This window comes from Kitasatospora sp. NPDC054768, from assembly GCF_053612025.1.
On the sequence record NZ_JBSHBN010000003.1, the window covers coordinates 19535 to 45540 of the forward strand.

The 26006-nt window shown below is 75.7% G+C and carries 27 protein-coding genes and 1 pseudogene; 16 read left to right on the forward strand and 12 right to left on the reverse strand.

The features are described from left to right. Positions 1–61 precede the first annotated feature (61 nt). A pseudogene (locus ACWGKU_RS01340) lies at positions 62–1147 on the forward strand (DEAD/DEAH box helicase); the annotation flags it as partial. Between the two features lie 72 nt (positions 1148–1219). Here the strand turns inward: ACWGKU_RS01340 and ACWGKU_RS01345 are convergent. Together ACWGKU_RS01345 and ACWGKU_RS01350 are read right to left on the reverse strand one after the other, a co-directional pair. Continuing rightward, positions 1220–1876, reverse strand: a complete 657-nt coding sequence (locus tag ACWGKU_RS01345; RefSeq protein ID WP_387736360.1) for a response regulator transcription factor — start codon at positions 1874–1876, stop codon at positions 1220–1222. After that, positions 1864–3219, reverse strand: a complete 1356-nt coding sequence (locus tag ACWGKU_RS01350) for a sensor domain-containing protein (protein ID WP_452179291.1) — start codon at positions 3217–3219, stop codon at positions 1864–1866. Before ACWGKU_RS01350 ends, ACWGKU_RS01345 begins: the two co-directional genes overlap by 13 nt. A gap of 157 nt (positions 3220–3376) precedes the next feature. On the opposite strand from ACWGKU_RS01350, the gene ACWGKU_RS01355 reads away from it, so the two are divergent. Further along, positions 3377–4402 (forward strand): hypothetical protein, encoded by a 1026-nt coding sequence (locus tag ACWGKU_RS01355; RefSeq protein ID WP_401053864.1) that lies wholly within the window; start codon positions 3377–3379, stop codon positions 4400–4402. Between the two features lie 124 nt (positions 4403–4526). On the opposite strand, the gene ACWGKU_RS01360 is transcribed toward ACWGKU_RS01355, so the two are convergent. From ACWGKU_RS01360 to ACWGKU_RS01370, 3 genes are all read right to left on the reverse strand, one after another. Beyond that, the gene (locus ACWGKU_RS01360; RefSeq protein ID WP_452179300.1) at positions 4527–5279 is read right to left on the reverse strand and encodes an FAD:protein FMN transferase; all 753 of its coding nucleotides are present in this window, start codon (positions 5277–5279) and stop codon (positions 4527–4529) included. A gap of 31 nt (positions 5280–5310) precedes the next feature. Continuing rightward, the gene (locus ACWGKU_RS01365; protein ID WP_452179290.1) at positions 5311–5829 is read right to left on the reverse strand and encodes an FMN-binding protein; all 519 of its coding nucleotides are present in this window, start codon (positions 5827–5829) and stop codon (positions 5311–5313) included. A 73-nt stretch (positions 5830–5902) separates the two neighbouring features. Beyond that, positions 5903–7282 (reverse strand): ferredoxin reductase family protein, encoded by a 1380-nt coding sequence (locus ACWGKU_RS01370; RefSeq protein WP_452179289.1) that lies wholly within the window; start codon positions 7280–7282, stop codon positions 5903–5905. A 228-nt stretch (positions 7283–7510) separates the two neighbouring features. Between ACWGKU_RS01370 and ACWGKU_RS01375 the strand changes: the two genes are divergently transcribed. Beyond that, positions 7511–8227 carry a response regulator transcription factor gene (locus tag ACWGKU_RS01375; RefSeq protein WP_401043526.1) on the forward strand — a complete coding sequence of 239 codons (717 nt, stop codon included), beginning with the start codon at positions 7511–7513 and terminating at the stop codon, positions 8225–8227. Continuing rightward, positions 8224–9705, forward strand: coding sequence for a sensor histidine kinase (locus ACWGKU_RS01380; RefSeq protein WP_452179288.1), 1482 nt, complete (start codon positions 8224–8226; stop codon positions 9703–9705). The genes ACWGKU_RS01375 and ACWGKU_RS01380 overlap by 4 nt, the downstream gene beginning before the upstream one ends. Here ACWGKU_RS01380 and ACWGKU_RS01385 read toward each other — a convergent pair. Continuing rightward, entirely contained in the window at positions 9686–10723 is a 1038-nt protein-coding gene (locus ACWGKU_RS01385; protein WP_452179287.1) for a GlxA family transcriptional regulator, read from the reverse strand. The two genes, ACWGKU_RS01380 and ACWGKU_RS01385, sit on opposite strands and share 20 nt — an antisense overlap. 152 nt (positions 10724–10875) lie before the next feature. On the opposite strand from ACWGKU_RS01385, the gene ACWGKU_RS01390 reads away from it, so the two are divergent. Both ACWGKU_RS01390 and uppS read left to right on the forward strand, forming a co-directional pair. Next, a complete protein-coding gene (locus ACWGKU_RS01390; protein WP_452179286.1) occupies positions 10876–11466 on the forward strand; it encodes a cysteine hydrolase family protein in 591 nt (196 codons plus the stop codon). A gap of 216 nt (positions 11467–11682) precedes the next feature. Beyond that, positions 11683–13518 (forward strand): polyprenyl diphosphate synthase, encoded by a 1836-nt coding sequence (gene uppS, locus ACWGKU_RS01395; RefSeq protein WP_452179285.1) that lies wholly within the window; start codon positions 11683–11685, stop codon positions 13516–13518. Here uppS and ACWGKU_RS01400 read toward each other — a convergent pair. Beyond that, positions 13457–14143, reverse strand: a complete 687-nt coding sequence (locus tag ACWGKU_RS01400; protein ID WP_401043539.1) for a hypothetical protein — start codon at positions 14141–14143, stop codon at positions 13457–13459. The two genes, uppS and ACWGKU_RS01400, sit on opposite strands and share 62 nt — an antisense overlap. A 380-nt stretch (positions 14144–14523) precedes the next feature. Between ACWGKU_RS01400 and ACWGKU_RS01405 the strand changes: the two genes are divergently transcribed. Genes ACWGKU_RS01405 through ACWGKU_RS01420 form a run of 4 tightly spaced genes read left to right on the forward strand, consistent with a single transcriptional unit; the run spans position 14524 to position 17145 of the window. Next, on the forward strand, positions 14524–15303 hold the full coding sequence (locus tag ACWGKU_RS01405) for a DUF2071 domain-containing protein (protein ID WP_452179284.1): 780 nt from the start codon (positions 14524–14526) through the stop codon (positions 15301–15303). Further along, positions 15300–16172: a class I SAM-dependent methyltransferase gene (locus ACWGKU_RS01410; protein WP_452179283.1), complete on the forward strand. Its 873-nt coding sequence runs from the start codon at positions 15300–15302 to the stop codon at positions 16170–16172. Before ACWGKU_RS01405 ends, ACWGKU_RS01410 begins: the two co-directional genes overlap by 4 nt. Beyond that, complete coding sequence (locus tag ACWGKU_RS01415) at positions 16169–16591, forward strand: hypothetical protein (protein WP_380551336.1); 423 nt, start codon at positions 16169–16171, stop codon at positions 16589–16591. The genes ACWGKU_RS01410 and ACWGKU_RS01415 overlap by 4 nt, the downstream gene beginning before the upstream one ends. 47 nt (positions 16592–16638) lie before the next feature. Continuing rightward, on the forward strand, positions 16639–17145 hold the full coding sequence (locus tag ACWGKU_RS01420) for a hypothetical protein (RefSeq protein WP_401043547.1): 507 nt from the start codon (positions 16639–16641) through the stop codon (positions 17143–17145). 128 nt (positions 17146–17273) lie between these two features. Here the strand turns inward: ACWGKU_RS01420 and ACWGKU_RS01425 are convergent, their stop codons facing one another. Beyond that, complete coding sequence (locus ACWGKU_RS01425) at positions 17274–18038, reverse strand: alpha/beta hydrolase (RefSeq protein WP_359910819.1); 765 nt, start codon at positions 18036–18038, stop codon at positions 17274–17276. A gap of 205 nt (positions 18039–18243) precedes the next feature. Between ACWGKU_RS01425 and ACWGKU_RS01430 the strand changes: the two genes are divergently transcribed. Beyond that, on the forward strand, positions 18244–19050 hold the full coding sequence (locus ACWGKU_RS01430; RefSeq protein ID WP_401043553.1) for a mechanosensitive ion channel family protein: 807 nt from the start codon (positions 18244–18246) through the stop codon (positions 19048–19050). Between the two features lie 40 nt (positions 19051–19090). Here ACWGKU_RS01430 and ACWGKU_RS01435 read toward each other — a convergent pair whose 3' ends face one another. After that, positions 19091–19444 carry a DUF6401 family natural product biosynthesis protein gene (locus ACWGKU_RS01435; RefSeq protein ID WP_359910813.1) on the reverse strand — a complete coding sequence of 118 codons (354 nt, stop codon included), beginning with the start codon at positions 19442–19444 and terminating at the stop codon, positions 19091–19093. Positions 19445–19607: 163 nt separating this feature from the next. Between ACWGKU_RS01435 and ACWGKU_RS01440 the strand changes: the two genes are divergently transcribed. The 3 genes from ACWGKU_RS01440 to ACWGKU_RS01450 all read left to right on the forward strand — a co-directional run bounded on the left by ACWGKU_RS01440 (position 19608) and on the right by ACWGKU_RS01450 (position 22436). Beyond that, positions 19608–20534, forward strand: a complete 927-nt coding sequence (locus tag ACWGKU_RS01440) for an LLM class F420-dependent oxidoreductase (RefSeq protein WP_401043555.1) — start codon at positions 19608–19610, stop codon at positions 20532–20534. A 102-nt stretch (positions 20535–20636) separates the two neighbouring features. Further along, positions 20637–21347: an AAA family ATPase gene (locus ACWGKU_RS01445; protein WP_452179282.1), complete on the forward strand. Its 711-nt coding sequence runs from the start codon at positions 20637–20639 to the stop codon at positions 21345–21347. A gap of 93 nt (positions 21348–21440) precedes the next feature. Next, positions 21441–22436: a zinc metalloprotease gene (locus ACWGKU_RS01450; RefSeq protein ID WP_452191303.1), complete on the forward strand. Its 996-nt coding sequence runs from the start codon at positions 21441–21443 to the stop codon at positions 22434–22436. Positions 22437–22467: 31 nt separating this feature from the next. Here ACWGKU_RS01450 and ACWGKU_RS01455 read toward each other — a convergent pair whose 3' ends face one another. Further along, on the reverse strand, positions 22468–22851 hold the full coding sequence (locus tag ACWGKU_RS01455) for a hypothetical protein (protein WP_452180802.1): 384 nt from the start codon (positions 22849–22851) through the stop codon (positions 22468–22470). Positions 22852–22998: 147 nt separating this feature from the next. On the opposite strand from ACWGKU_RS01455, the gene ACWGKU_RS01460 reads away from it, so the two are divergent. Together ACWGKU_RS01460 and ACWGKU_RS01465 are read left to right on the forward strand one after the other, a co-directional pair. Continuing rightward, positions 22999–23460 (forward strand): universal stress protein, encoded by a 462-nt coding sequence (locus ACWGKU_RS01460; protein ID WP_359900206.1) that lies wholly within the window; start codon positions 22999–23001, stop codon positions 23458–23460. Positions 23461–23511: 51 nt separating this feature from the next. Continuing rightward, positions 23512–24360 (forward strand): DNA-formamidopyrimidine glycosylase family protein, encoded by an 849-nt coding sequence (locus ACWGKU_RS01465; RefSeq protein ID WP_380553355.1) that lies wholly within the window; start codon positions 23512–23514, stop codon positions 24358–24360. Here ACWGKU_RS01465 and ACWGKU_RS01470 read toward each other — a convergent pair. Then, positions 24308–24943, reverse strand: a complete 636-nt coding sequence (locus ACWGKU_RS01470) for a uridine kinase (RefSeq protein WP_452180801.1) — start codon at positions 24941–24943, stop codon at positions 24308–24310. The two genes, ACWGKU_RS01465 and ACWGKU_RS01470, sit on opposite strands and share 53 nt — an antisense overlap. Positions 24944–25029: 86 nt before the next feature. Continuing rightward, entirely contained in the window at positions 25030–25563 is a 534-nt protein-coding gene (locus ACWGKU_RS01475; RefSeq protein WP_452191305.1) for an outer membrane protein assembly factor BamB family protein, read from the reverse strand. Between the last annotated feature and the right edge of the window lie 443 nt (positions 25564–26006).

The following is a 26006-nucleotide window of genomic DNA, read 5'->3' on the forward strand; positions in this document are numbered from 1 at the left end:
CTTCTGATGCTGGTCCAGGAGAACGTGGGAAGGTGGGCGCCGGAGGCGCGATCACCGAAGACACGACCCGGAGCGCGAGGCGGCGCTCGCCGGGTGGCTGCGGGACGGCGGGGTCGCGGTGGTGACCTTCGACGGGCTGCGCCGCCTGGAGGCGGCCGAGGTGGCGGACGCGGTCACGGTCGGGATGGTCGTGGTGGACGAGGCGCACTTCGTCAAGAACCGTGCCGCGCAGCGCTCCCGGGCGGTGGCCGCCTGGACGGAGCGGGTGGAGCGGGTGCTGTTCCTCACCGGGACGCCGATGGAGAACCGGGTGGAGGAGTTCCGCAGTCTGGTGGAGTACCTCCGGCCCGGGCTGGTGCCGTCGGTCCGGCAGGATTCGGCGGCCGCCGGGCCGGTGGCCTTCCGGAAGGCGGTCGCCCCGGCGTACCTGCGCCGCAACCAGCGGGACGTGCTGACCGAACTGCCCGAGGTGGTGCACGTGGACGAGTGGGAGGAGTTCTCGCCCGCCGACCTCGCCGCCTACCGCTCGGCCGTCGCAGCGGGCAGCTTCCCGGCGATGCGCCGGGCCGGGTACGCGGACCCGACGCAGTCGGCGAAGCTGCGCCGGCTGCTGGAGATCGTCCGCGAGGCGGCGGACAGCGGGCTGAAGGTGGTGGTCTTCTCGTTCTTCCGGGACGTCCTGGCGGCTGTGCAGGCGGCCCTGGAGCAGCGGGCGTTCGGGCCGGTCGACGGCTCGCTGGACTCGGTGCGGCGGCAGGACGTGGTGGACGGGTTCGCCGCCGCGCCCGGGCACGCGGTGCTGCTCTGCCAGATCCAGGCCGGGGGCGTGGGGCTCAACATCCAGGCCGCCTCGGTGGTGATCCTCTGCGAGCCGCAGGTCAGACCGACCCTGGAGGAGCAGGCGGTGGCCCGGGCGCACCGGATGGGGCAGGTCCGCCGGGTACGGGTGCACCGGCTGCTGGCCGTGGACAGCGTCGACCAGCGGATGCTGGACCTGCTGCGGGTGAAGGGCAGGCTGTTCGACGACTACGCGCGGCGCAGCGAGGTGGCGGAGTCGACCCCGGAGGCGGTGGACGTGTCGGAGCAGTCGCTGGCGGCGCTGATCGTCGAGGAGGAGCAGTTGCGGCTGGCGGTCTCCGACCGATGAGCGACGAGCGACGAACGACGAACGACGAGCGACGAGCGACGAGCGACGAACGGGGCGCGGGACGGCGGACGGTCAGTTGTCCGCGAGTGCGCGCAGGTAGGTGAGGACGGCGCGCACCCGGCGGTGTCCGGTGTCGGGGGTGGGCATGCCGAGCTTGCCGAAGATGCTGCCGATGTGCTTGTTCACCGAACTCTCGGCGAGGAAGAGGAGCCGGGCGATGGTCGGGTTGTTGTGGCCCTCGGCCATCAGGGCGAGCACCTCCCGCTCGCGCGCGGTGAGGGCGGCCAGCGGGTCGGGGCCGGTGCGGTGGGCCATCAGCTGGGAGATGACCTCCGGGTCCATCGCGGTGCCGCCCTCGGCGACCCGCCGCAGCGCCTGGAGGAACTCCTCCGCGCGGCCGACCCGGTCCTTGAGCAGGTAGCCGACGCCGGTGGCGCTCTGGGCGAGCAGCTCGGCGGCGTAGGCGCGTTCGACGTACTGGGAGAGGATCAGGACGGGCAGTGCGGGCAGTCGGCGGCGGGCCTCGACGGCGGCGCGCAGTCCCTCGTCGCGGAAGTCCGGCGGCAGCCGGACGTCGACCACGGCGACGTCGGGGCGGTGGTCGAGCAGGGCGGGCAGCAGGTCGTCGCCGTGCTCGACGGTCGCGCACACCTCGTGTCCCTCGCTGTGCAGCAGCAGGACGAGGCCTTCGCGGAGCAGGGCGTTGTCCTCGGCGATCAGGATCCGCACGGGATCTCCACTTCCAGGATGGTCGGGCCCCCGGGCGGGCTGGACAGGCGTGTGGTGCCGTCGAAGGCGGCGACCCTGCGGCGCAGGCCGGGCAGGCCGCTTCCGGCGCCCTCGACGGCGCCGCCCCGGCCGTCGTCCTCGACCCGGACGGCGATGGCGACCGCGGTGATCCGCAGCCGGACCAGGGCGCTGCGGGCTCCGCTGTGCCGGGCGACGTTGGCGAGCGCCTCGGAGACCACGAAGTAGGCCGCGGCCTCGGCGGCGGCCGGTGCGCGCGGTGGCGGGTCGGCCGGGGAGGGGGTGCCCCGGCCGTCCCCGGTGTCCGGCTCGACCCGGGTGGGCACGGCGCAGCGGGCGGCGAGTGACCGTACGGCCTCGGCGAGACCGCGGTCGGCGAGCAGCGGCGGGTGGATGCCGCGCACCAGGGCGCGCAGCGACTCCAGGGCCTGCTCGGCGACGAGTTGGGTGGAGTCCACCAACGCGGCCGCCTGCTCGGGACGTTGGTCCAGCGCGCGGCGGATCATGCCGAGCCGGAGCGAGACGGCCACCAGGTTGGCCTGGGCGCCGTCGTGCAGGTCCCGTTCGATCCGGCGCAGTTCGGCGGCATGGGCGTCCAGCGCCTCGGACCGGGTGGTGGTCAGCTCCTGGACGCGCCGGGCCAGCGAGGGGCGGGGCCGGGCGACCAGCAGCCGGCGGGAGGCCCGGGCGTGCAGGTCGGCGGCGGGCGCCAGCACGGCCAGGGCGACCACCGCGTAGCCGACCCCGCCGACCGCCGCCGCGACGGCCACCGGCCAGGAGTCGACGGTCAGCAGGATGATGCTCCCGCGCTCGTCCGGCAGGAGCCGCCACCACACCGGCGCCGTCAGCCAGTTGACGGCGTGGCTGCACAGGGTGAGGGCGGCGGCCGACAGGGCCGTCCCGGCGGTGGCGTGGGCGAGCAGCCACACCAGGTCCTTGCGGACGGCCGGGTCGCGCAGGGACACCCGGTCGCGGTACGGGGTGCGCGGCCGGTTGCCGCCCAGCCACCGGCCGGCCCGCCGGCGGTGGAACTCGGCGAACCGGCGCAGCAGTCGCAGGGCCGGCGGCAGGAGCGGCAGGCCCGGGCCGACCGGGCAGAGGGCGAGGACGACGAGCAGCAGGCAGAGCCCGACCAGCGCGACCGCCCCGGTGCCGAGGCAGAGCAGGAGGTGGCCGGCGGCGGCGGGGGAGCGGCGTACCGCGGACCGGGCGGCGGAGCGCAGATCCGCGCGGGTCGTCCGGCGGGTGGCCGAACGGATGGCGGAGCGGACGGGCGACCGGACGGCCGACCGGACCGTGGACGCGGCAATCCTGGGCGCCCGCACGATGGTTCAGTCCTCCGAGCGTCCGAGCCGACTGTTCGATCACCCTAACACCGGCCCCGGAACCGGCCCGGAGGCCGTCACGGGGCGCGGCTCTTCCGCCGCCGTGCCGGACACCTCCACAATGGGGCGGGTCGATCGCGGAAGTGGGGGAACCGGGGTGGAGTGGCTGCTGGGGATCGGTGGGGCCCTGCTGCTCGGGGTGGTGACCAATCTGGTGTACGACTTCGCCAAGTTCGGCGGCTCACGGCTCGGTTCGCGGGTGCCGGTGCCGCGGGTCCGGCGGGCGAGCCTGACGGCGGCGGCCCGGGCGCACGACGTGCGGGCGGACGGGCTGGCGCCGCTGATCACCTGGTCGGCGACCCGGCCGCTGGCGCCGAGCACGCTGGTGACGGCGCACCGCGGGCGGGTCGAGCGCCCGCACGTGCTGGACGCGGCCGGGTGGGCCGAGGAGGTGGCGCGCCGGAGGGCGGCCGGTGCGGCGGGCCGCACCGCGTACATCTCGCGGCTGACGGTCGATCACGGCGAGCACGGTGGTGCGCGGGTCTGCGAGGTGGACATCGCGGAGAGTGACTACGCGGAGTGCATGGCCACCACCGGGATGGGCCGGGAGGACCCGGAGGCGGCCCGGCTGCTGCGCGAGGCGCTGGACCAGGGCCTGACGAGCTTCGTGGCCGTCGCGCCGCCCACGATGGTCAGCGCCTGCGTCGCGGTGCGGGACCGGCTGGGCCGGCTGCTGCTGCTCCGCCGCTCGCTGGCGGTCCACACCTTCCCGGCGCAGTGGACGGTCGGGATCAACGAGACGATGAAGTACCGCGACGAGCCGGGCGCCGCCGAGGACTTCTACGGGCTGGTCCGGCGGGCGCTGGAGGAGGAGCTGGGGCTGCTGCCGGACGACGTCGGGCCGACCGTGATCACCTGGCTGGGCTGGAGCGAGCCGGCCTCCTGCTACACGCTGGTGGCCACCGTCCGGTCCCGGCTGGACGCGGCCGAGATCGACCGCCGTCGCGAGGCCTGCCACAGCACCTTCGAGCACGACATGGCCGTCTGGGTGCCGTTCACCCGCCGGACGGTCTCCGAGCTGATCGAGGGCGGCACCTGCCCGGACGGTTCGCGGCGCTGGTCGTACCTCGCGCCGCTGGTGGCCTGGGAGGCCTGGCGGGCGGCGCAGCAGGAGCGGGCGTAGGCCGGAACTCGCCTCCCCGGGACGGGCGTTCCGCGCGGAGTGGGCGCAGTTCCGCATGGAGCGGGCGCCGTTTCGCGCGGGGAGGCGCGGCCCACGAGGAACCCGTGTGCCGGGCCCGGCCCGGTCAGCCGACGGCGGTGCGCCAGTCCGCCGGCCCGCTCGCCGGGAGGTGCCCGGGCAGGCCCGGGGTCCAGCGCTTCGAGCCGTCCGGCAGCACGGCCAGGGCCTCGATGCCGGGTCGGCGGGCGGCCCAGGCGAGGGCGCGGTCCGGGCCCATGGCGAAGGCGGCGGTGGCCCAGGCGTCGGTGCGGGCGATGCCGGTGCCCGGGGCGCCGACCAGGGTGAGCGAGGCCAGGGCGCAGGCCGGGCGGCCGGTGTGCGGGTCGAGGATGTGCGCGCCGCGCTCGGCGGTGCCGGAGGTGGCCACGGTCAGGTCGTGGCCGGCCAGGACGGCGGCCAGCAGACCCGGTCGCCGGGGGTCGGCGATGCCGATCCGCCACGGTCCGCCGGCGCTCTGCACGTCTCCGCCGCCGCTGACGCAGTACTGCCGGGAGCCGGAGGAGCGCAGCAGGTCGGCCGCCTGCTCGACCGCCCAGCCCTTGACCCAGCCGCTGGGGTCGAGCCGGCCGCCCGGTCGCTCGGTGAAGTAGCCGTCGGTCTCGGCGGCCACCTCCCGGCAGGCGGCCAGCACGGTGCGGACCTCCGGATCGCAGTCGTCCAGGGCGAGTTCGCCCCGGTCGAGGCGGCTGATGTCGCTGTCCGGCCGGTACGTCGAGAACACCGCGTCGATCCGGTGCAGCCGCTCCGCGATCCGTTCCAGCACGGCCGGGGTCCCGGGGGCGGGGTCGCGGACGGTGACCGAGAAGACGGTGCCCATCACGGGCTCGGCGTGGCGCAGCACGGGCGCCTCAGCCCTTGGCCCGGTCGAGGGCGCTCTGCAGGGAGCGGACGTAGCCGTCGCTGGTGTACGTCGCGCCGCTGACCACGTCGATCCGGGCGCTCTGCGCGGCTATCGCCTCCTGGTTGAGGACCGGCAGCGCGGAGGTGTTGATCTCGCGGTCGCGCCGTTCGGCGCTCGGGTACGTGACCACGTCGACGGCGGTGATCCTGCTGCCGGCCAGGGTGACCTGGACCTGCACCGGGCCGTAGCGGGTGTTGACGGTGTCCCCGCTGACCTTCCGGGGGGCGCCCGCGGCGGGTGCGGACGCGGACGCGGACGCGGGTGCGGAGACGGAGGGCGCCGGGGCGTTCGACGGTGCCGAGCCCTCGGACCCGGTGCCGGAGTCGGCGGCGGTGCCCTGGCCGGTGCCGGTGCCCGGCCCCGAGCCGATCACCGGGGCGGGCCCGGCGGCCTCGTGCGGTTTGAGGGACAGCAGCAGGACCACCCCGGCCGCGGTGGCGGCGCTGGTGACGACGGCTCGGCGCATGGAATGGACGCTCCTCGGGTGCTCGGGGGCGAGCCGAATGGGCTCAGAACGAAAAGCTTCGGAAGGAAAGGCTTCAGAAGGAAAAGCTCTCGTGGTGGATGCGCCCCGGCCGCACCCCCGCCGCCCGCAGCGCGCGGACGGCCTCCTCGGTCAGGGCGTCCGGGCCGCACAGGTAGACCTCGTGCTCGGCGAGGTCCGGGACCAGCCGGGCCAGCGCGGCCCCGAGGTCGCCGACCTGCTCGCGCGGGCCGAGCAACTCGTGCACCGCCGCGCCGCGCCGCCGGGCGACCTCGGCCAGCTCCGCCCGGAACAGCACGTCCTGCGGCCGCCGGGCCCGCTGGATCAGCGTCAGCTCGCCCGGCAGGGTTTCGAAGAGGGCGCGCAGCGGGGTGATCCCCACCCCGGCGCCGAGCAGCAGCACCCGGCGCTGCCGCAGCCCCCGCCCGGTGAACGCCCCGTACGGGCCCTCGGCGCGCACCCGGGTTCCCGGGCGCAGGGCGGCCACCGCGGCGCTGTGCCCGCCGAGGTCCTTGACGGTGAAGCGCAGGAAGTGCGGGTGCGGCGGCGCGGACAGTGAGTACGGGTTGGCGGCCCAGCGCAGCCCGGGCGCCTGGAACTGGAGCCGGAAGAATTGGCCGGGCTCGGCGCGGAGTTCGTCCAGCCGCCGCCCGCGCAGGAACAGTGACACCACCCCGGGGCCCTCCGGCCGTACCTCGGTGACGGTCAGGCCGTGCCGCCGGTCGAGCAGCCACGGGCGCAGCAGCCGGTACCAGCCGAGCAGCGCCGCGGTGCCGAAGTAGAGCGCGTACCAGGCCGCCCGGCCGGGGCCGCCGCCCAGGTCGGCGCCGGTCGCCAGCTGGTGGGCGAAGGCCAGCGCCACCGCGAGGTAGGTCGCCAGGTGCAGGTAGTACCAGGCCTCGTACGGGAGACGGCGGCGTGCGATCCGGGCGGAGACGGCGCCGGTGCCGAGCAGCAGAAGGGTGCCCAGGGTGGCCTTGAGCATCTCGGGGTAGTGGAAGACGATCTCGACGCCCTCACCGATCGGCCCGCGTCCGTCGGTCAGCGCGTAGCCCTGGACGACCGTCAGCACGTGCACCGTGACCAGGGCCACCGTCCAGCGCCCGCCGAAGGCGTGCCAGCGTGCTAGCCGGTCGGCACCGATCCCGCGCTCCACCGGCGGCAGCCGGGCCATCAGCAGGAGCAGCACCGGCGCGGCACCGCCGGCCAGCAGCCCGGTGATCCGGCCTGCGCCGGTCAGCCAGCCGTCCGCGCCGACCACGGCCGGGGTGCCCGTCCACCACAGCGCGAGCACGCCGAGCACGCCCGCGGCGATCAGGCCGAGCGCCGCGCGCGGGTCGAGGGCGAACGGCGGACGCGGCGCCGCCCGGTGGCCCGGGCGGTCGGGTGCCCGCCGGGGCCCGGGCCGCGGCTTCGGGGCGGCGGCAGTGGTCATCGGATCCTCCTCGGAGCCCGGCGGCGAGTGCCGCCGAGGCCGCCAACGATCGCACCGCAAGCTCTGAGCGGGCTCTGAACCGGGCCGGTCCCGGGGCCCGCCGGTGAGGGGATCAGGGCAGGTCAGGGTGGGCGTGTCTGCTCACGAACCGTTCTCCGGGGTCTCACCGGTTTCTCATCGGGACCGGCCAGGATGACCACTGCGCAGCACCCGACGCGAGGAGCCCCCATGGACGAGACCGCCGACCGCCCGGACTGGCGGGTCCTGGTCGTCGACGACGAGCCGGACCTGGTCGAGGTGGTCTGCGGAGCCGTCCGCTACGAGGGCTGGCAGGCACGCGGCGCGACCACCGGCCTGGCCGCCGTCGAGACCGCCGCGGCCTGGCGGCCGCACGCCGTGGTGCTCGACGTGATGCTGCCCGACCTCGACGGCCTGGAGGTGCTGCGCCGTATCCACGCCGAGCAGCCCGAGGTGCGGGTGCTCTTCCTGACCGCCCGGGACGCCGTCGAGGAACGGATCGCCGGCATCGCGGCCGGCGGCGACGACTACGTGACCAAACCGTTCAGCCTGGCCGAGGTGGTGGTCCGGCTGCGCGGCCTGCTGCGCCGGGCCGCTCCGGCCGCCGCGGCCGGGCAGCCGCCGCCGCACGCGCTGGTGCTCGGCGACCTCGTGCTGGACGACCGGGCCCGCGAGGTCACCCGGGGCGGGGAGACGGTCGAGCTCAGCCCGACCGAGTACGCGCTGCTCGCCCACCTGATGCGTCACCCCCGGCAGGTGCTCAGCAAGGCGCAGATCCTGGACGCCGTCTGGTCGTACGACTTCGGCGGGCAGGCGCACATCGTGGAGCTGTACATCAGCTACCTGCGCAAGAAGGTGGACGCGGGCCGCAGTCCGATGATCCACACGGTGCGCGGCGCGGGGTACCTGATCAAGGCCGCGACATGACGCGGGGCAGCCGGTTCCGCGGCGCGAGGTCGCACGTCGCCCGGCTGGTGCCCCGAACCCTGCGCGCCCGGCTGACCGCCGGCCTGCTGGTGCTGCTCGTCGCCACCTGTGCCGCCGTCGGTTTCGCCACCACCACCGCACTGCGCCACTTCCTGGTGGACCGCCTGGACCAGCAGCTCGCCGAGACCGGCGGCCGCTACGCCGCGAGCCTGGAGCACACCGGCCACGGCGCAGGCCCCGACACCCGGGCCCAGACCCCCGGCACCCTCGGCGTACGGCTGCTGGGCGGGCGGGTCACCGCCGCGGGCGTGGTCGACGGGGACGCCGACGACGTGGACGACCCCGGGAACGAGGACGACCGGGTCGCCTTCACCCCCGAGCAGCAGCACGCGCTGGCCGCCCTGCCCGTCGACGGCCCGGCCCGAACCCTCGACCTCGGCCGGGCCCTCGGTCACTACCGGGTCCGCGCGGTCGCCGGGCGGGACGGCGACGTGCTGGTCAGCGGCCTGCCGCTGCGCCCGGCCGAGGACACCGTCGAGCGGCTGGAGATCCTGGAGCTCACCGTCTTCGCGATCGCCGCCACCGCGGCGGGCGCGGCCGGGGCCGCCTGGGTGGGTTTCTCGCTGCGCCCGCTGCGGCGGGTGGTGGGCACGGCCGAGCGGGTCAGCGCGCTGCCGCTCGCCAGCGGCGAGGTGATGCTCGCCGAACGCGTGCCGGACGACGACCCGCGCACCGAGGTCGGCCGGGTCGGCGCGGCGCTCAACCGGATGCTCGGGCATGTCGGCGACGCGCTGGCGCGCCGGCACGCGGTGGAGGAGCGGTTGCGGGGCTTCGCCGCCGACGCCAGCCACGAGCTGCGCACTCCGGTCGCGGCGGTCCGCGGCCACGCCGAGCTGGCGCTGCGCCACCCCGGGCCGGTCCCGGCGCCGGTCCGGCACTCGCTGGAGCGGATCGACGCCGAGGCGCTGCGGATGGGGGCGATCGTCGAGGACCTGCTGCTGCTCGCCCGGCTGGACGCCGGCCGCCCGCTGGCCGAGGAGGAGGTGGACCTGACCCGGATCGCCCTCGACGCGGTGGCCGACGCCCGCGCCGCCGGGCCGGACCACCGCTGGCGGCTCGCCCTGCCCGAGGAGCCGGTGCTGGTGCGCGGCGACGAGCACCGGTTGAGCCAGGTGGTGGCGAATCTGCTGGCCAACGCCCGGACCCACACCCCGCCCGGCAGCGAGGTCCGGCTCTGCCTCGAACGGCCGGACGGCCAGGTGGAGTTGAGCGTCACGGACGACGGCCCGGGGATCGCGCCGGAGCTGGTCGACCGGGTCTTCGAGCGCTTCGTCCGGGGTGACCGGGCCCGCTCCCGCGCCACCGGCTCGACCGGGCTCGGCCTGGCGATCGTCCGGGCCGTGGTCGGGGCGCACGGCGGCACGGTGGCGGTGGCGAGCCGGCCCGGCCGCACCGTGTTCACCGTCCGGCTGCCCTGACGGCCGTCGCCGTCGCTGTCGCCGTCGCTGTCGTACGGAAGCGCTGCCGGTAGTCGGTCGGCGTGGTGCCGAGGCGGCGGCGGAAGGCGCGCACCAGGGTGTCGACGGTGCCGAAGCCGCAGGCGGTGGCGATGCGGTCGAGCGTCGCGTCGGTGGACTCCAGGCGGTGGCGGGCGAGTTCGACCCGGGCGGACTCGACGTAGGCGCTCGGGGTGGTGCCCAGCTCGGTCTTGAAGATCCGGGTCAACTGCCGTTCGCCGACGTGGGCGTGGGCCGCGAGGTCCGGGACGGTGAGCGGCCCGGCGAGATTGCGCAGGATGTGGTGGCGCAGCTCCTCGATCCGCCGGGTGGTCGAGACGGGCTCCAGCGGGACGCTGAACTGGCTCTGGCCGCTGGGCCGTTTGAGGTACATGACGAGCTGGCGGGCGACCCGCAGGGCCAGCTCCTCGCCGAAGTCCTCGGCGACCAACGCGAGCGACAGGTCCAGGCAGGCGCTGATGCCCGCACCCGTCCAGACCTCGCCCTCGCGGATGAAGATCGGGTCCGGATCGACCTCGACCTCCGGGTGCTCCTCGGCGAGCTGGCCGGCCGTGGACCAGTGGGTGGTGGCACGCCGCCCGTCCAGCAGCCCGGCGGCGGCGAGCAGGTGCGCGCCGACGCAGACGCTGGCCACCCGGCGCGAGCGGGCGGCCAGCGTGCGGACCCGGTCCACCACCGCCGGGTCGGCGAGCGCGCGGACCCGGCGGTGGTCGTCCACCTCGACCGAGCCCGGCACCAGCAGGGTGTCGATCCGGCTCCGGGCGGCCTCGTCGAAGGTGAGGTCGGGCAGGATGCGCACGCCCGCCGCGGTGGTGACCGGCTCCGCCGTCTCGGCGGCGAGGACGACCCGGTAGCCGGTCGCGTCGCCGGTCTCCCGGCGGACCAGCGAGAACACCTCGGGCGGGCCGGTCACGTCGAGCAGGTCGACGCCCTCGAACAGCACGATGACGATCAGCCGTTGCGCAGCGGGTGCGGGCACCGCTTCCCTCCTCGTCGTTCCTGCTCGATGTCGGAATCTGCAGGTTAGCCGACATTGCCGACACCCGAGCGCCGCCCGTAGCGTTTTCAGGGCCGGCCGCACCCGCAGTGGCCCGCGAGATCCCCGACTCCCGACCGTGAAGGCGGTACCCCGTGCCCACCACGACCCTGCGCACCCTCAACGGCCTCGACGAGAAGCCCGCCGTGCTCGGCGACTCGACCCTGATCATGATCGACTACCAGAACACCTATGTGCGCGGCGTGATGGAACTGGCGGGCTGGCAGGAGGCGCTGGACGCCGGCGCCGACCTGCTCGCCCGGGCCCGGGAAGCCGGCTCCACCGTGATCCACGTGATCAACGACGGTGGCGAGGGCACCCCGTACGACATCCGGGCCGAGATCGGGCGGATCCACCCGAGCGTGGCCCCGGCCGAGGGCGAGCGGGTGGTGGTCAAGCAGGCCCCGGACGCCTTCGTCGGCACCGACCTGGGAGAACTGCTCGACGCGGCCGGCCACCGGGACGTCGTCGTCGCCGGATTCATGACCCACATGTGCGTCGCCTTCACCACGGCCGGCGCCTTCCTGCGCGGCAACCGCCCGACCGTCGTGGCCGCCGCCTGCGCCACTCGCCCGCTGGAGTCGGGCGGCACCGGGCTGACGGCCGCCCAGGTCCACCGCGCCGCGCTGGCGACGATCGGCGACCTGTACGGCGTGGTGGTGGAGTCCCCGGCCGACCTCGGCTGAGCCCGGACGGGATCCGGGGCGGATTCGGCGCGGGCCCTCGGCGGGCCCGGGCGGAACCTCGGCCGGACCGCCTTGCCGGACCGCCCGCCGAGGCGGTCAGCCGTGGCGGTCAGCCGTGGCGGTCCGGGGCGCCGACGGCGCCCGCAAACGCCACCGATCCGCCCCCGCCTCGTTGACCAGTCCGCGCACGGTGTCGGCGGAGGGCGGGGAACGGGCATGGCGGGGAACGGGGCGGCGGCCGTGGGCGGCCCGCCGGAGCTGGCGGAGTCGTACCGGGTCTGCGAGCAGGAGGTGGCCGGCCACCAGGCCTCGCTGCGGGCGATCAGCGACACACTGCCGCCCGAGGTGCGGCCGTACTTCCACGCCGTCAACGGCTTCGCCTCCCGGTCCGACCGGATCGCCGACGACGCCGGCGCCCGTGACACCGACATCCCTGATGCCGGCGCCCCTGACGCCGGCGCCCGCAACGGCCGGGCCCAGGCCGCCCCCGCCGAGCGGCTGCGTCGGTTCGCCCGCTGGCGGGCCGAGACCCTGGCCGAGCTGGCGGCCGGCCGCAGCGAGCACCCGCTGCGTCGGGCCTTCGTGGACACCGTGCGCCGGTGGGAGCTGGACCCGGCGCTGGTCGAGGAGTTCCTGGACGCCACCAGGGCCGACGGGGCCCACCCACCGGCCTTCGAGAACCGTGCGGACCAGCGCCGCCACCTGCGCGGCGTCGCGGGGACGATCACCGAGCTGTGGGCCCCGCTGCTGGGGGCGCGGGTCCCACGGGCGGCGGACGCGCTGTCCGCGCTGGGGGAGGCCTGCCAGCTGGCCGACATCCTGGAGGACCTCCCGCTCGACCTCGCGGCCGGCCGCTGCTACCTGCCGCAGGAGGAGCTGCGCCGGCTCGGTCTGACCGTCGCCGACCTCGGCCGACCCGATCCCGGGGGACGCCACCGGGCCGCCCTGGACACGCTGGTCGAGGGTCAGCAGGCGCAGCTGCACCGGCTGTTGGAGCAGGCCCTGCCCGTCACCTGGCTCGCCGCCCCCGGCTGCCGCCCGTTCCTGCACACCCTGCTGCTCGGCGCCCAGCTGCAGTACGACGAAGTGACCCTGGCGCGCTCGCGCGTCCTGTCCGAGGGCCTCACTCCGCTGAGCTCCGACGGCGCCACTCCCTGCCGTCGCGCCCGGCCCGCGCCTGCCGAGGGGGCGCCCGCCCACGTCGCCGTGATCATGGACGGCAACCGCCGCTGGGCCGAGGCCCGCCGACTGCCCGCCCGGCACGGCCACCAGGCGGGGCAGCGGGCCGCCCTGCGCCTGGTCAACGCGGCACTGCGGCTGGGCATCCGCCACCTGAGCCTGTACGCGTTCTCCACCGAGAACTGGGACCGCCCGCCCGAGGAGCTGACCGCGCTGTTCGACTCGTTGGCCGACGGCCTCACCCGCGGTGCGGAGGGCCTGCACGCGCTCGGGGTGCGGATCCGGTGGTGCGGCCGGCGGGACCGGGTGGACGAGTCGCTGGCCTCCGCGATCGCGCTGGTGGAGAGCATGACGTCCAACAACGGCACGCTGACCCTGACGGTCTGCGTGGACTACGGCGGACGGGAGGAACTGGCCGCCGCGGCCCGGGGCCTGGCCGCCGAGGCGGTGGCCGGGGGGATCCGTCCGGAGGCGATCGGCCCGGCCGACCTCGCCCGGCACCTGTACCTTCCGGACCTCCCGGACGTCGACCTGCTGATCCGCACCTCGGGGGAGCAGCGGATCAGCAACTTCCTGCCCTGGCAACTCGCCTATGCCGAGCTGCTGTTCGACCCCACGCCGTGGCCCGACTACGACCTGGCCCGGCTGCGCGGTGCCGTCCGCGCCTACGCGGCCCGCGAGCGCCGCTTCGGCGGGGGCGTGCCCGCCCAGTCCCGGCAGTCGCAGCAACCCGGGCAGCCGCAGCCGCAGCCGTCGGGGCCGTCCGCGCCGTCCCAACGGTCCCAGCAGTCCCAGCAGTCCCGGAAGCCCCCTACGAGTGCTGCTCCTGCGCCGCCGCCGGGGGAGGAGGGGTGTACGTTCCCTGGGCCGTGACGTACGCCAGCACCGTGTCCACGGTCACGGGGTGCGTGCCGAAGTTCGCGGTGTACGCGTCCACCGCCTCCTGGGTGGGGCGCAGCGGCACCCCGGTGAGCCGGACCTTGATCGGGTGCCCGGCCGGTACCGGATCGGCGGTCAGCTTGCCCTCCGTGAGGCCGCAGCGAAAGGCCGAGCGGTGCCCCATCTCCGCCCCGCCGACCTCGCACCGGCCGGAACCCAGGCCGTCCTTGATCGCGCCGGCCAGGTTCACCACCCGGTAGTCGCCCCGGGAGGTGCGGACGGACACCCCGCCGTCCAGTGCCCCGTCGCCGTGCGCCTTCGGCGGGTTCGCGAGGGACGGGTCGCCCACGGCCGAGCGGATCGGCAGGTGGACGGCCGGGCCGTGGCGGTCCATCACCATACGGGCCGGGGCGACGACGTCCACCATCGCGTGGAAGCGGTCCAGCTGGGCCTGCGCCTCCGGGGTCCAGCGCACCTCGACCCAGCCGTTGGAGAGCGTTCCCAGGTTTCCGGAGCGGTCGGCGCCGCCGTCAACGGCACCGGCCGCCGTCCCGGTGAGCCACCCCAGGAGCGGGGCGCCCAGCGCCGCGCCCAGCAGCGAACGCCGCGTCGTGCTCATCGTCCCGAACCGTCCTTCCCGGGCCGTCCAGCACGGCCATGGGACGGATCATCCGTCCACCGACCGTCTCCGAGGCCATTCCGGAGAACGAAACCACTCGCACGGGGGGAGCGGGACGCAGCCACGGGTGGTCCGTTCGGGAACATGAGCCCCCCGGGACGGCTGCCCGCCGGGTGTCCGGTCCGGCAGCCGGGCACTCCGTGCGGTCCCGGCCGTTCGCGTACCCCCGCCGTACCGGCTCCCACCCCGAGTTGAACGTGTTCAAAGTCGTGCGCCATGATGAGGGCGCGCGAGGACACCCCACCGCGGCCTGCGGCGGAAGGCGGTCCCGTGCTGCCCCGTCACGCTCCGAACCCCCGTACCCGACCCCGGAGTCGACCGTGCGACACCTGCTGCAACGCCACCCCTTCGCGATGCGCACCCACTTCGCGCACTCGCTCGTCCTCACCTACGCCCTGCCGCCCCGGCTGCTCGCCCCGCTGGTGCCGCCCGGCCTCGCCCTCGACACCTACACCGACCCCGACGGCACCGAGCACGGCTTCGTCGCCGCCGCCGTCGTGGACACCCGGGCACTGCGCCCGGCCGCGCTGCCCGCCCGCCTCGGCCGGGACTTCATCCTGACCGGCTACCGGGTCTTCACCCGCTTCCCGACCCCCGGCGGCCGCACCATGCGCGGCCTGCGCATCCTGCGCTCGGACACCGACAGCCGGATGATGGCGCTCGGCGGCAACGCCTTCTCCCGCTACCACTACCGGCACGCCCGGATCGGCACCCGGGTGGTCGGCGACACCCTGGAGTTCAAGGTGGTCAGCGGCGACGGCCGCGCCGACCTGCACGTGCGCGCCGACCTCGGCGGCGCCCCCGCCGCCCTCCCGTCGGGCAGCCCGTTCGCGGACGCCCGGGCCGCGCGGCGCTTCGCCGGCCCGCTGCCCTACACCTTCGAGTACGAGCCGCAGACCCGCTCGATGATCGTGGTCAAGGCCACCCGCGCCCACTGGGACCCGGTCCCGGTGGCCGTCGAGGTGCCCCGGCTCACCTTCTTCGACCACGGCCCGCTGGCCGGCAGCCGACCCCTGCTCGCCAACGCCTTCCACGTCGCCGGCCTCGACTACGGCTGGCACGCCGGAGAGCGCCGCCACCTCACCGGAGCCGCCCGATGACCGCCCCCGCCCCGGCCGGGCCCGGCCCGTCCGCCGCCCGCCCGTCCGCCGCCCGCCCGCTCGCCGCCCGCCCGTTCGCCGCCTGCTCCGCCGCCCTGTGCCCGTCCACGGCCCGGACCGACGGCCCCCGCCCGTCCGGTGTGCGCGAGGTCGTCCGCTACAACTGGCCGATGTACGCCGCCGGCGCGCTCACCGTCGCCGTCGGCGGGGCGCTGGCCGGCCGACGGCCGGGCCCCGCCGCCGTGCTCGCCCGGGCGGTCGCCGCCACCGCCGCCGGATACCTCGCCGTCAGCACCCTCGCCACCTGGTGCGTCTACGACCGCTCCGCACTCCACCGCTACGACTGGCTGCCGGAGCTGCTGCCCGACGGCCCCGGCGACCACCTGGTGATCAGCACCGGCCTGGACGAGGCCAGCCGCCCGATCGCCGCCCGCCACCCCGGTGCCCGCGGACGGCTCGCCGACCTGTACGACCCCGCGCTGACCACGAGCGGCTCGATCCGCCGCGCCCGCCGCCACGCCCCGCCCGCCCCCGGCGGCATCCCGGCCCGCCCGGACGCCCTGCCCGCCGCGACCGGCGCCCTGGACACCGTGTTCGCCGTCTTCGCCGCCCACGAGCTGCGCCGGCCCGCCGACCGCACCGCCCTGTTCGCCGAGGCCGCCCGCAGCCTGCGCCCCGGCGGCACCCTGCTGCTGGTCGAGCACCTGCGGGACGCCGCCAACACCGCCGTCTACGGTCCCGGCGCCTGGCACTTCCTGCCCCGCGCCACCTGGCTGCGGCACGCCGCCGAGGCGGGCCTGCACCCGGCCGCCGAGCGCCGGATCGCCGGCCTGGTCACCGCCTTCGCCTTCCGGAAGGCCGCGTCATGACCGGGCTGGTCACCCTGGAGGCCCAGCTGCGCCTGGTCGGTGCCGCCCTCGTGACTCTCGGCCTGGTCCACGCGGTGCTGCCCCGCGCCATCGGCTGGCCCGCCGACCTGTCCGGCACCACCCTGCTGACCCGGCAGGTCTCCTACGCCCACCTCTTCTTCATCGGCCTCGCCTGCGCCCTGCTCGGCCTGCTCCCGCTCTGCCTGGCCCCCGACCTGCTGGCGGGCGGCCGGCTCGGCACCGCCCTGCTGGCGGGCCAGACCCTCTTCTGGGGCCTGCGCTGGCTCTTCGAGTTCGCCTACTTCTCGCCCCGGCTGTGGCGCGGAGACCGCCTGCGCACCGTCGCCCACCTCGGTCTCTGCGTGCTGTGGACCTGGGTGACGGCGGTCTTCGCCGGAGCCCTCTGGCACACGGTCTAGGATCAGTCGCGACCCCAGGAGCCCACACACCCCTCAAGGATCATGCGGTGACCGTTGCTTTCCCCCGTGCTCGCGCCGTGCGGTCGGCCCTGTCGGCCGGCGCCGTCCTGCTGGCGGCCACCTCCTGCTCCGGTTCGTCCGACGCGGCGCTGACCAGCGCCCAGGCCAAGCAGAAGACCGACCAGTACTTCTCCGAGACCTTCCTCGCCTTCCCCAAGCCGATCTCGCCGGTGGTCGACCGCGACGGCGAGGAGAAGTGCTTCAAGAAGGGCGCCCCCTCGGAGCCGGACGGCCGGGTCAAGGCCGTCACCTACCGCTTCCTGCGGGACATTCCGGCCGATCACCACGACACGATCTTCGACGCCTTCCGCGGCCACCTCGTCGTGGCCGGGTTCCGGGTCACCGACAGCAGGCCCGGTGTGATCGTCCTCACCAACCCGGACAACGGCTTCAAGGCCTCCGTCTCGGACGGCGACAACTGGCCGGCCACGCTGAAGGTCGGTTTCGAGTCCCCCTGCGTCTCGCCCGACGGGGCCAAGGCGGCCACCGGCTGAGCACGCCGGCACCTCCCCGCCCGGGCGGACCGCCTTCGCGGGCCGCACCGGCCGCCGGCCCGGACGGGCAGCCCGCACCTCCGGCCCGGACGGGCGCCCGGTACCGCCGCTCCGCGGGGCCCGTCCCGTCAGACGTTCGCCGGCAGGGCCGGTGCGCGGCGCGGCTGGGGCGGCAGGGCGAGGGTGAGGGCCTCGCGGGAGGCGGTCGGGAGGGCGAGGGCGGAGGCGGTCTCGGCGGGGAGCGGCTGGAGGCCGAGCAGGGCGGTGGTCAGCCGGGTGGTGGCGCGGTGCCAGTCGGGGATCCGCCGGAGCATGGCGTGGCCGCTGCCGGTGACGGTGTATCCGCAGACCCTGGCGCCCGCGGCGCGGCTGCGGGCGGCGAAGGCGCGGGTGTCGGCGGGCGGGGTGACGGTGTCGCGGTCGCCGTGCAGCATCAGCACGTCGCGTCCGGCGAGCTGCTCGCACGGGTCCTCGGCCGGGCACCACGGTGCGAGGGCGACCAGGCCGGTGACGGACGGGTGCCCGCCGGCCCGGAGCGCGGCGCGCCCGCCCATCGAGTGGCCGACCAGCACCGTCGGCACCGGCCCGAGCAGCGCGGTCAGTTCGTCGAGCGCGGCGGTCGCGTCCTGTGCGGCATCGGCCCGTTCGCCGTTCCAGCCGCGGTGGCGGTAGCGGACGGTCCCGATGGCGACGCCGGCGTCCGCGGTCGCCCTGGTGAGCCCGCGCAGGAAGCCGTGCATCCGCAGCAGCGGGAGGTTGAGGCGTCCGGGCCGGGAGAAGTTGTGCTCCTCGCCGCCGTGCAGCACCAGGACGGCGGCCCGGGCCGCGTCCGGCCGGACCTGCCAGTGCAGCGCCCGGTGGCCCACCGCGCGCTCCGCCGCCGTACCGCTCACTGCCGCACCGTCCCGTCCCGTCCGTCCCGCCCGTGGCCCGTCCCCCCGGACCGCCACTGTACGCGTGCGGACGGCCGGACCGTTCACCCGAGGGAACCATCCCGGACACCGGGCGCGCGCGGCCGGAGCGGGCGCCTGCTATTCACGAAGGGTGGGGGGCCGCAAGCGCCCGCTCGTGGCGCCGTGTCACCGAGTGGAGGACTCCGTGGCTCAGCAGCTCGCTCTGTCCGTCGACTTCGGGTCGGGCTTCACCCAGGCCTGGTCCAAGATCGCCAAGGTCGTCCCGCAGTTCATCGCCTTCCTGGTGATCCTGTTCATCGGCTGGATCGTGGCCAAGGCCATCGCCAAGGTCCTCGACCGGGTGATGCGCAGGCTCGGCTCGGAACGGGTCGCCGAGCGGTCGGGGATGGCCGCCCGGCTGGCCGGCTCCACGTACGACATGACCGGCATCGTCTGCAAGGTCGTCTACTACATCGTCCTGCTGATGGCCCTGCAGCTGGCGTTCGGAGTCTTCGGTCCGAACCCGATCAGCGTGATGATCCACAGCATCGTCGCCTGGCTGCCCAGGGCCGTCGTCGCCGTCGTGATCCTGGTGGTCGCGATGGCCATCGCCAACGGCGTGCGGGACATCGTGGGCAACTCGCTGTCCGGCGCCTCGTACGGCCGGGTGGTCGCCACCACGGTCTGGGCGTTCATCGTCGGCCTCGGTGTGATCGCCGCGCTGGGCCAGGTCGGGATCGCCACCGCGATCACGACCCCGGTGCTGATCGCCGTGCTCGCCACCATCGCCGGCGTGCTGGTGGTCGGCGTCGGCGGCGGCCTGATCCTGCCGATGCGCCAGCGCTGGGAGCGGTGGCTGGACGGTGCCGAACGGGAGACCGCCCGGCTGCGCGGCAGCGCCTACCAGGCCGGCCGCTCCGACGCGCTGTCCAACCAGCCGGTCCGGCCGACCACCCAGACCGGTCCGGGCACCCCGCCCGCGCCGGGCATCGAGGGCGACCAGAATCGGTAGCCGCCACCACCGCCGGTCGCCGGGCAGGGCCTGCCGGGGCTCAGACCTCCAGCAGGCCCTGCTCGCGCACCAGCCAGCAGATCGCGGTGAGCCGCATGACGGCGTAGTCGTAGCCGACCGGCTCCCGCCAGCCGATCTCGTCGAGCGCGTCGACGAAGCCCAGCGCGTAGTCCGACAACTCCTCACGGTCCAGGGGCCGGGGCGCCAGCTCCGGTCCCTGCGCGTACAGCAGCTCCCGCAGCATCGCCGCGTGCTGGTCGACCGCCGCGACGAAACCGGGCTCGAAGGCGAACTCGGCCAGGCGGGGCGTGAAGGCCGTCACGATGCCGGGCAGCGGACAGCCGGCCGGCTCGTCGGGGGAGCGCCGGAAGGAATCGTCGGAGGTGGCGAACATCCGTCCACGTTAGGCGAGCCCCGGAGCCGGAACGGACGCCCGTGACGGTTCCGTGCTGAGACCTTGGCCACCCCGCCCGCGCCACCGCCCGCCGCGGCGACGGTCCGTGTCCCGTCCGGTTCGCTCTGCCGATCACGGGGTGCTCCGTACCAGAATGGCCGGCATGGATCTCCGCATCTTCACCGAACCCCAGCAGGGCGCGAGCTACGACACCCTCCTCAAGGTGGCCCGCACCGCCGAGGAGCTCGGGGCCTTCAGCGCCTTCTTCCGCTCCGACCACTACCTGAAGATGGGCGACGTCGACGGCCTGCCCGGGCCCACCGACGCCTGGATCACCCTGGCCGGCCTCGCCCGCGACACCAGCACCATCCGCCTGGGCACGCTGATGACCGCCGCCACCTTCCGGCTGCCGGGCGTCACCGCGATCCAGGTCGCCCAGGTGGACGCGATGAGCGGCGGCCGGGTCGAGTTCGGCCTCGGCGCAGGCTGGTACGAGGCCGAGCACACCGCGTACGGCATCCCCTTCCCGAAGGAGAAGTTCGGTCGGCTGGAGGAGCAGCTGGCGATCATCACCGGGCTGTGGCGGACCAAGCTCGGCGACACCTTCGACTTCGCGGGCGAGTACTACACGCTGACCGACTCGCCCGCGCTGCCCAAGCCCGTCCAGGAGCACGTCCCGGTGCTGGTCGGCGGGCACGGCCCCCGGCGGACCCCGGCCCTGGCCGCCCGCTTCGCCGACGAGTTCAACCTGCCGTTCGCCTCGGTGGACGACACCGCCGCCCAGTTCGGCCGGGTCCGCGCCGCCGTCGAGCGGGCCGGGCGCGCGGCCGACGACCTGGTCTACTCCAGCGCCCTGGTCGCCTGCGTCGGCCGGGACGACGCCGAGGTCGCCCGCCGGGCCGCCGTGATCGGCCGCGACGTCGACGAGCTCAAGGAGAACGGGCTGGCCGGCACCCCGGACGAGGTCGCCGAGAAGATCGGCCGGTACGCGGCCGTCGGCAGCGAGCGGATCTACCTCCAGATCCTCGACCTGGACGACCTCGACCACCTGGAGCTGATCGCCTCCCGGATCGCCCCGCAGCTCGCCTGAGGCGCGCCCGGGGCCCGTCGGCGGTCCGAACGCCCGGCGGCCCGGACCCGGCCGGGGTCGTCCGTACCCGCCCCGACCTCCGCCCTTTACTCGTTCTTGGGAATGCGCCATGCTCCTTGGAAGGGAACGGCGGGGGGAGACCGGGTGGGCGGGACGAGAACGGTGCGGACGGCGGCGGCGCCGAGGGTGCCGCCGCCGCGCACCGCCGGGGAGCGCGTCGTCCTGCCCGCGCCGCACGACCCGCCCGCCCGGCACGAGCTGCGCGGGCCCGGGCCGGCGGTCCTGCGCTACCCCGCCGGGGACCTGCTGGTCGTCACCGGCCTGCCCGGCAGCGGCAAGAGCACCCTGATGCGCCGCTGCGTCCGCGCCCCGCTGATCGACTCCCAGCTGGTCCGCGAGGAGTACGCGGCCAGGCTGCCCGGCCGCCTGCCGTACGCGCTCTACCGCCCGCTGGCCCGGCTCGCCCACTACCGGCGGCTGCGCCGCGCCGTCCTGGACGGCGGGCCGCTCGCCGTGCACGACTGCGGCACCCAGCCCTGGGTGCGGGCCTGGCTGGTCCGCGCCGCCGCCCGGCAGGGCCGCCGGGTGCACCTGCTGCTGCTCGACGCCGACCCGGCCGAGGCCCTGGACGGGCAGCGGCGGCGCCGGCGCGGCGTCTCGCGCTACGCCTTCGCCCGGCACCTGGCCGCGGTCGCCCGGCTGCGCCACCGGATCCTGGAGGCCGGCCGGCTGCCGGCCGGCTGTGCGTCGGCCGTGGTACTCGACCGGGCCGCCGCGCGCGCCCTGCGGGAGATCGACTTCACGGCGTCGTAGTCTCGGCGAGTCCGCGCCGGGCGCCGGCGGGTCCGGCCGGAGCAGGCCCGGCACGCGGCCGAGACCACGTCAACTCCCCCGTCAGGAGCGCTGATGCGCCGTACTGCCCGGGTGCGCTCGCGTGCCCCCCGCCTGTTCCCCTGCGCCGCCGCGCTGGTCGCCGCGGCCGGCCTGAGCCAGTTCGCGGCTCCGGCCGCACACCGCGCCGCCGCGGCTCCGGCCGCCGCGGTGGCCGGGTGCGCGGACGGCGGCGCCGATGCGGCCGGGGCGGCCGGTGCCGCCGCCCGGCGGCCCGCCGGCAGTCGGCCGGGCGGGGACCCGAACGCGGTCGGCGCCGGGCAGGCCCGGGCGATGCAGGCCGACCTCGACCGGCGGCTCGCCGAACTGGGCGCCGGCCGGCGCCGCGCCGCCGCCCCGACCACCGTCCCGGTGTTCTTCCACGTGATCCACGACGGCGCCGCCGGACGGCTGGACCAGGCCGCCGTCACCGGCCAGATCGACCACCTCAACGAGAGCTACGGCGGCCGGGGGCAGGGCAACGCCGCGAGCCCGTTCCACTTCGAGCTGGTCGGCGCCGACTGGACCGACAACGCGTCCTGGTACACCGGCATGACCCCGGGCTCGCCGGCCGAGCAGGACATGAAGACCGCCCTGCGCAAGGGCGACCAGGGCGCCCTCAACCTCTACACGGCCCGTCTCGGCGACTCCCTGCTCGGCTGGTCGACGTTCCCGGACGCGTACCGGACGAACCCGACCGACGACGGTGTGGTGGTGCTCGACGCCTCCCTGCCCGGCGGCGCCGCCACCCACTACGACGAGGGCGACACCGCGACCCACGAGATCGGCCACTGGCTCGGCCTCTTCCACACCTTCCAGGGCGGCTGCCGGGCCCCGGGCGACTACGTGGACGACACCCCGCCCGAGCGCACCGGCGCCTCCGGCTGCCCCGAGGGCCGCGACACCTGCGCCGGCCCCGGGCTCGACCCGATCCACAACTTCATGGACTACAGCTACGACTCCTGCATGACCGGGTTCACCCGGGGGCAGGTCCAGCGGATGGCCAACGCCTGGGCTGCCTACCGGAGTTGAGCGGCAGCGGCGCGGCAGGACGGCACGGGGCTCAGCAGAACACCACGAGGTAGAGCAGCGTCCGGCCGCCGGAGGCGCGGAACTCGTAGGCCAGGTGGTCCAGCTCGCAGGCCTCCCGCCAGGCGGCCGGACGCTCCTCGGGGGTGAGCAGGGCGGGCACGAAGACGCCCGGGGAGACCTCCTCCAGCTCGCCCCGCAGACCCAGCGTCATCTCGTCCGCGCCGACCGCCAGCCGCTTCGCCAGCCGCGGGGCCACCGGGCCGCGGGCCAGCCGCCAGTAGCGCCCCCCGGCGTCCACGAAGCCGCCCGACGCGAGCGGGTCGTCGAGATTCCGGCCCTGGCGCTCCTCCTTCGGCGGCAGGGCGGACAGGACGTCGGCGAAGCCGCCCGTGCGGCGGCGGGGCTTGCTCGGCATCCGGGCATCCTCCCAGGCCTGGAACCCCGGCTGCGATCGAATTGAATGCGGCGGGTCGCTTTCGGCGTGGCAATACCGAGCGTTTGTCCGATTTGATCTATGTTCGGAGGGTCGGGACCGATCAGGAGCAACCGAAGGAGCAAGGCCATGAGTGCCAATCCCCGGATCGTCGTCGGCGTGGACGGCTCGCCCGCCTCGGAGCAGGCGCTGCGCTGGGCGATCGACTACGCGCGGGCCGTCGGCGGGACGGTCCACGCGATCGCCGCCTGGGAGTACCCGGCCTTCTACGGGTGGGCCGGGCAGGGCGTGCCGACCGTCGAGGCCTTCAACCCCGAGGAGCTCGCCGGGAAGACCCTCAGCGAGACCATCGCCAAGGTGGCCGGCGACGACGCCGGCGTGGCGATCGCCGAGAGCGTGATGCCCGGCAACGCCGCCCAGGCGCTGCTGGAGGCCGCCAAGGGCGCCGCGCTGCTCGTCGTCGGCAGCCGCGGCCTGGGCGGCTTCTCCGGCGTGCTGCTCGGCTCGGTCAGCCGCCACCTCACCGAGCACGCGCCCTGCCCGGTGGTCGTGGTGCGCGAGGGCCAGGCCGCCCCGGGGCAGTCGGCGTAACGCACCGGGGCCGGTGTCCCGCCGGGCCGCCGCGCGGACCAGAATGGAGACATGCCAGAAGGTGACTCCGTCTACCGCGTGGCGGCCCACTTGCGCGAGGCCCTCGCCGGACAGCCGCTGACCAGCGCCGACCTGCGGGTGCCCGCGCACGCCACCGCCGACCTCACCGGCCGCCGGGTGCTGGAGGTCGCCCCGCGCGGCAAGCACCTGCTCACCCGCTTCGAAGGCGGCCTCACCCTGCACACCCACCTGCGGATGGACGGCCGCTGGGAGGTCTACCGCCCCGGCGAGCGGTGGACCGGCGGCCCCGACCGGCAGATCCGCGCCGTCCTCGGCACCGACCGGGGCACCGCCGTCGGCTACCGGCTGCCCGTCGTCGAACTGCTGCGCACCGCCGACGAACGGCGGATCGTCGGCCACCTCGGCCCCGACCTGCTCGGCCCCGACTGGGACGCGGTCGAGGCCGTCCGCCGGCTCCTCGCCCACCCGGGCCGCCCGGTCGTCGAGGCCCTGCTCGACCAGCGCAACCTCGCCGGGATCGGCAACGTCTACGCCAACGAGCTGTGCTTCGTCGCGGGCGTCACCCCCTGGACCGAGGTCGGCGAACTCCCGCACCCCGACCGGCTGGTGGAGCGCGCCCGGCAGATGCTGGAGGCCAACAAGCTGCGCCCCGGCCACATCACCACCGGCGACACCCGGCCCGGCTACCAGCACTGGGTGTACGGCCGGGCCGGACGGCCCTGCCCGCGCTGCGTGACCCCCGTGGTCGCCGGCCGCCAGGGCTCGCCGCCGCGCGACCGGGCGGTCTTCTGGTGCCCCTACTGCCAGCGCGGCCCGGCCCCGGAGGTCACGGCCGCTCGACCAGCGCGGGGTGGCGCGGGTCGTCCACCCGGACGGTGACGTCGGCGGCCTCGGCGGGGACGGTCTGCGCCTCGTAGCGGGCGAAGGCGGGCAGCGTCCACTGCTGATCGGCCGGGGTGCGGCGGGCCAGCGCGGCCGGACCGAGCGCCAGGTGGACGGACAGCTCCAGCGGCAGCCAGCGGCCGAGCAGCAGGGCGCCGTCCAGCAACAGCACGCCGCCGGGCGGGAGTTCGGTGTACGGGGCGCGGGTCGAGCGGTCGGTGACCGGGTCGCGCAGCGAGGGCAGGACGCGGCCGCTGCCGCCCGGCTCCAAGGGGTCGAGCACCTCGCGCGCCAGGGCGCCGTCGTCCAGCCAGAGGTCATGGAAGGCGTCCGCGTCCTGGTGGCCGTACTCCAGCCGGATCGAGGCCGGACGCAGGAAGCCGGAGGCCGAGACCCGCAGCGTCGGGTGGCCGCGCAGCCGCAGCGGCTCCACCAGCGCGTTGGCGAGTGCCTCGGGGCGGGCCGCCGCCGCGCCGTCCACGGCCACCCGCAGGCGCCGGCCGCGGGCGCCGGGCAGGGCGGCGATGCGGTCGGCGAGCAGCTCGGCCAGCTTCTCGGGGGAGATCGGGCGTACCTGCATCGGGCCCTCCTGCCGGGTCGTCGGGACGGGTCGTCGGGACGTTCAGTGTCGTCGGGACGTCGGGACGGTCGGTGTCGTCGGGACGTTCAGTTCAGCGGAAGAGCGTGCAGGACGTCGTCGTGGCCCGCGTAGAGGCGGGTTCCGTCGTACTGGTGGGACGCGTCGGTGGCGAGGGTCCAGACGTCCTTGCCCGGACCGGAGTCGTGGAAGGTCCACCCCAGCTCGCCGGTCGCCGGGTAGATCGCGCTGACCCCGCCGACCGACGTCCCCGGGACGAACAGCGTGCCGTTGGCGACCAGCGGACGGCTGCGGCGGTCCAGCGGGAACGGCAGCCGGCAGGACCACAGCTCGGCGCCGGAGGACGCGTCGAGGCAGCTGACGACGCCCTGGTCCCACGGGATGTACACCCGGGTGTTGTGCGCGACGGGCGGCAGCGCCCGCCAGGACTCGCCCCGGTGGGGCGAGTGGGTCCAGCCCGACTTGCCGGTGGGGAGCAGCATGCGCACGCCGCCGTTGCCGTCGGGGACGTAGACGCACGTCGAGCCGGTGACGCACCAGCGCAGGTCCTCCTCGCCGGGGGCGGTCCACAGCTCGCGGCCGGTGGCGGCGTCCCGGGCCACCACCTCGGTGCGGCCGTCGACGAATCGGATGCAGGCGAGGAGGCTGCCCCCGCCGAAGGTGGCGGGCGTGACGGGCTGCTCCGTCCGCTCGGTGCGGACGGACCAGAGCAGGGCGCGGTCGATGACCCGCAGGGCGAAGAGGCGGTTGCCCGTCGAACTGCCGTCGGCCCGCGGGCGGCCCCAGGAGTAGCCGTAGAGGATGCCGGGGTCGCGGTCGTAGCCGGCGAGGTGGACCTGCCCCTGCAGTTCGTCGGGCAGCGGCAGGCTCCAGTCGGCGGCGGGGTCGGTGAAGTGGCGGGCTTCGAGGTGGCCCTGGTAGGTGGCGGTGAAGAGGTGGGGGGGGGGGGGCCCCCCCGGGCGGGTGGGGGGGTTGGGGGGGGGGGGGGGGGGGGGGGGGGGGGGGGGGGGGTCGGTGATCTTGGACGGATAGGCTGCCGTGACGT

Excerpts from the sequence above, each read along its gene's own strand:
- ACWGKU_RS01360 (WP_452179300.1), bottom strand. The coding sequence starts at position 5,279 with ATGGGCACCGTCTTCTCGGTCACCGTCCGCGACCCCGCCCCCGGGACC.
- ACWGKU_RS01365 (WP_452179290.1), bottom strand. The coding sequence starts at position 5,829 with ATGCGCCGAGCCGTCGTCACCAGCGCCGCCACCGCGGCCGGGGTGGTC.
- ACWGKU_RS01370 (WP_452179289.1), bottom strand. The coding sequence starts at position 7,282 with ATGACCACTGCCGCCGCCCCGAAGCCGCGGCCCGGGCCCCGGCGGGCA.
- ACWGKU_RS01375 (WP_401043526.1), top strand. The coding sequence starts at position 7,511 with ATGGACGAGACCGCCGACCGCCCGGACTGGCGGGTCCTGGTCGTCGAC.
- ACWGKU_RS01380 (WP_452179288.1), top strand. The coding sequence starts at position 8,224 with ATGACGCGGGGCAGCCGGTTCCGCGGCGCGAGGTCGCACGTCGCCCGG.
- uppS (WP_452179285.1), top strand. The coding sequence starts at position 11,683 with ATGGCGGGGAACGGGGCGGCGGCCGTGGGCGGCCCGCCGGAGCTGGCG.
- ACWGKU_RS01400 (WP_401043539.1), bottom strand. The coding sequence starts at position 14,143 with ATGAGCACGACGCGGCGTTCGCTGCTGGGCGCGGCGCTGGGCGCCCCG.
- ACWGKU_RS01410 (WP_452179283.1), top strand. The coding sequence starts at position 15,300 with ATGACCGCCCCCGCCCCGGCCGGGCCCGGCCCGTCCGCCGCCCGCCCG.
- ACWGKU_RS01415 (WP_380551336.1), top strand. The coding sequence starts at position 16,169 with ATGACCGGGCTGGTCACCCTGGAGGCCCAGCTGCGCCTGGTCGGTGCC.
- ACWGKU_RS01435 (WP_359910813.1), bottom strand. The coding sequence starts at position 19,444 with ATGTTCGCCACCTCCGACGATTCCTTCCGGCGCTCCCCCGACGAGCCG.
- ACWGKU_RS01440 (WP_401043555.1), top strand. The coding sequence starts at position 19,608 with ATGGATCTCCGCATCTTCACCGAACCCCAGCAGGGCGCGAGCTACGAC.
- ACWGKU_RS01445 (WP_452179282.1), top strand. The coding sequence starts at position 20,637 with ATGCGCCATGCTCCTTGGAAGGGAACGGCGGGGGGAGACCGGGTGGGC.
- ACWGKU_RS01450 (WP_452191303.1), top strand. The coding sequence starts at position 21,441 with ATGCGCCGTACTGCCCGGGTGCGCTCGCGTGCCCCCCGCCTGTTCCCC.
- ACWGKU_RS01455 (WP_452180802.1), bottom strand. The coding sequence starts at position 22,851 with ATGCCGAGCAAGCCCCGCCGCCGCACGGGCGGCTTCGCCGACGTCCTG.
- ACWGKU_RS01460 (WP_359900206.1), top strand. The coding sequence starts at position 22,999 with ATGAGTGCCAATCCCCGGATCGTCGTCGGCGTGGACGGCTCGCCCGCC.
- ACWGKU_RS01465 (WP_380553355.1), top strand. The coding sequence starts at position 23,512 with ATGCCAGAAGGTGACTCCGTCTACCGCGTGGCGGCCCACTTGCGCGAG.
- ACWGKU_RS01470 (WP_452180801.1), bottom strand. The coding sequence starts at position 24,943 with ATGCAGGTACGCCCGATCTCCCCCGAGAAGCTGGCCGAGCTGCTCGCC.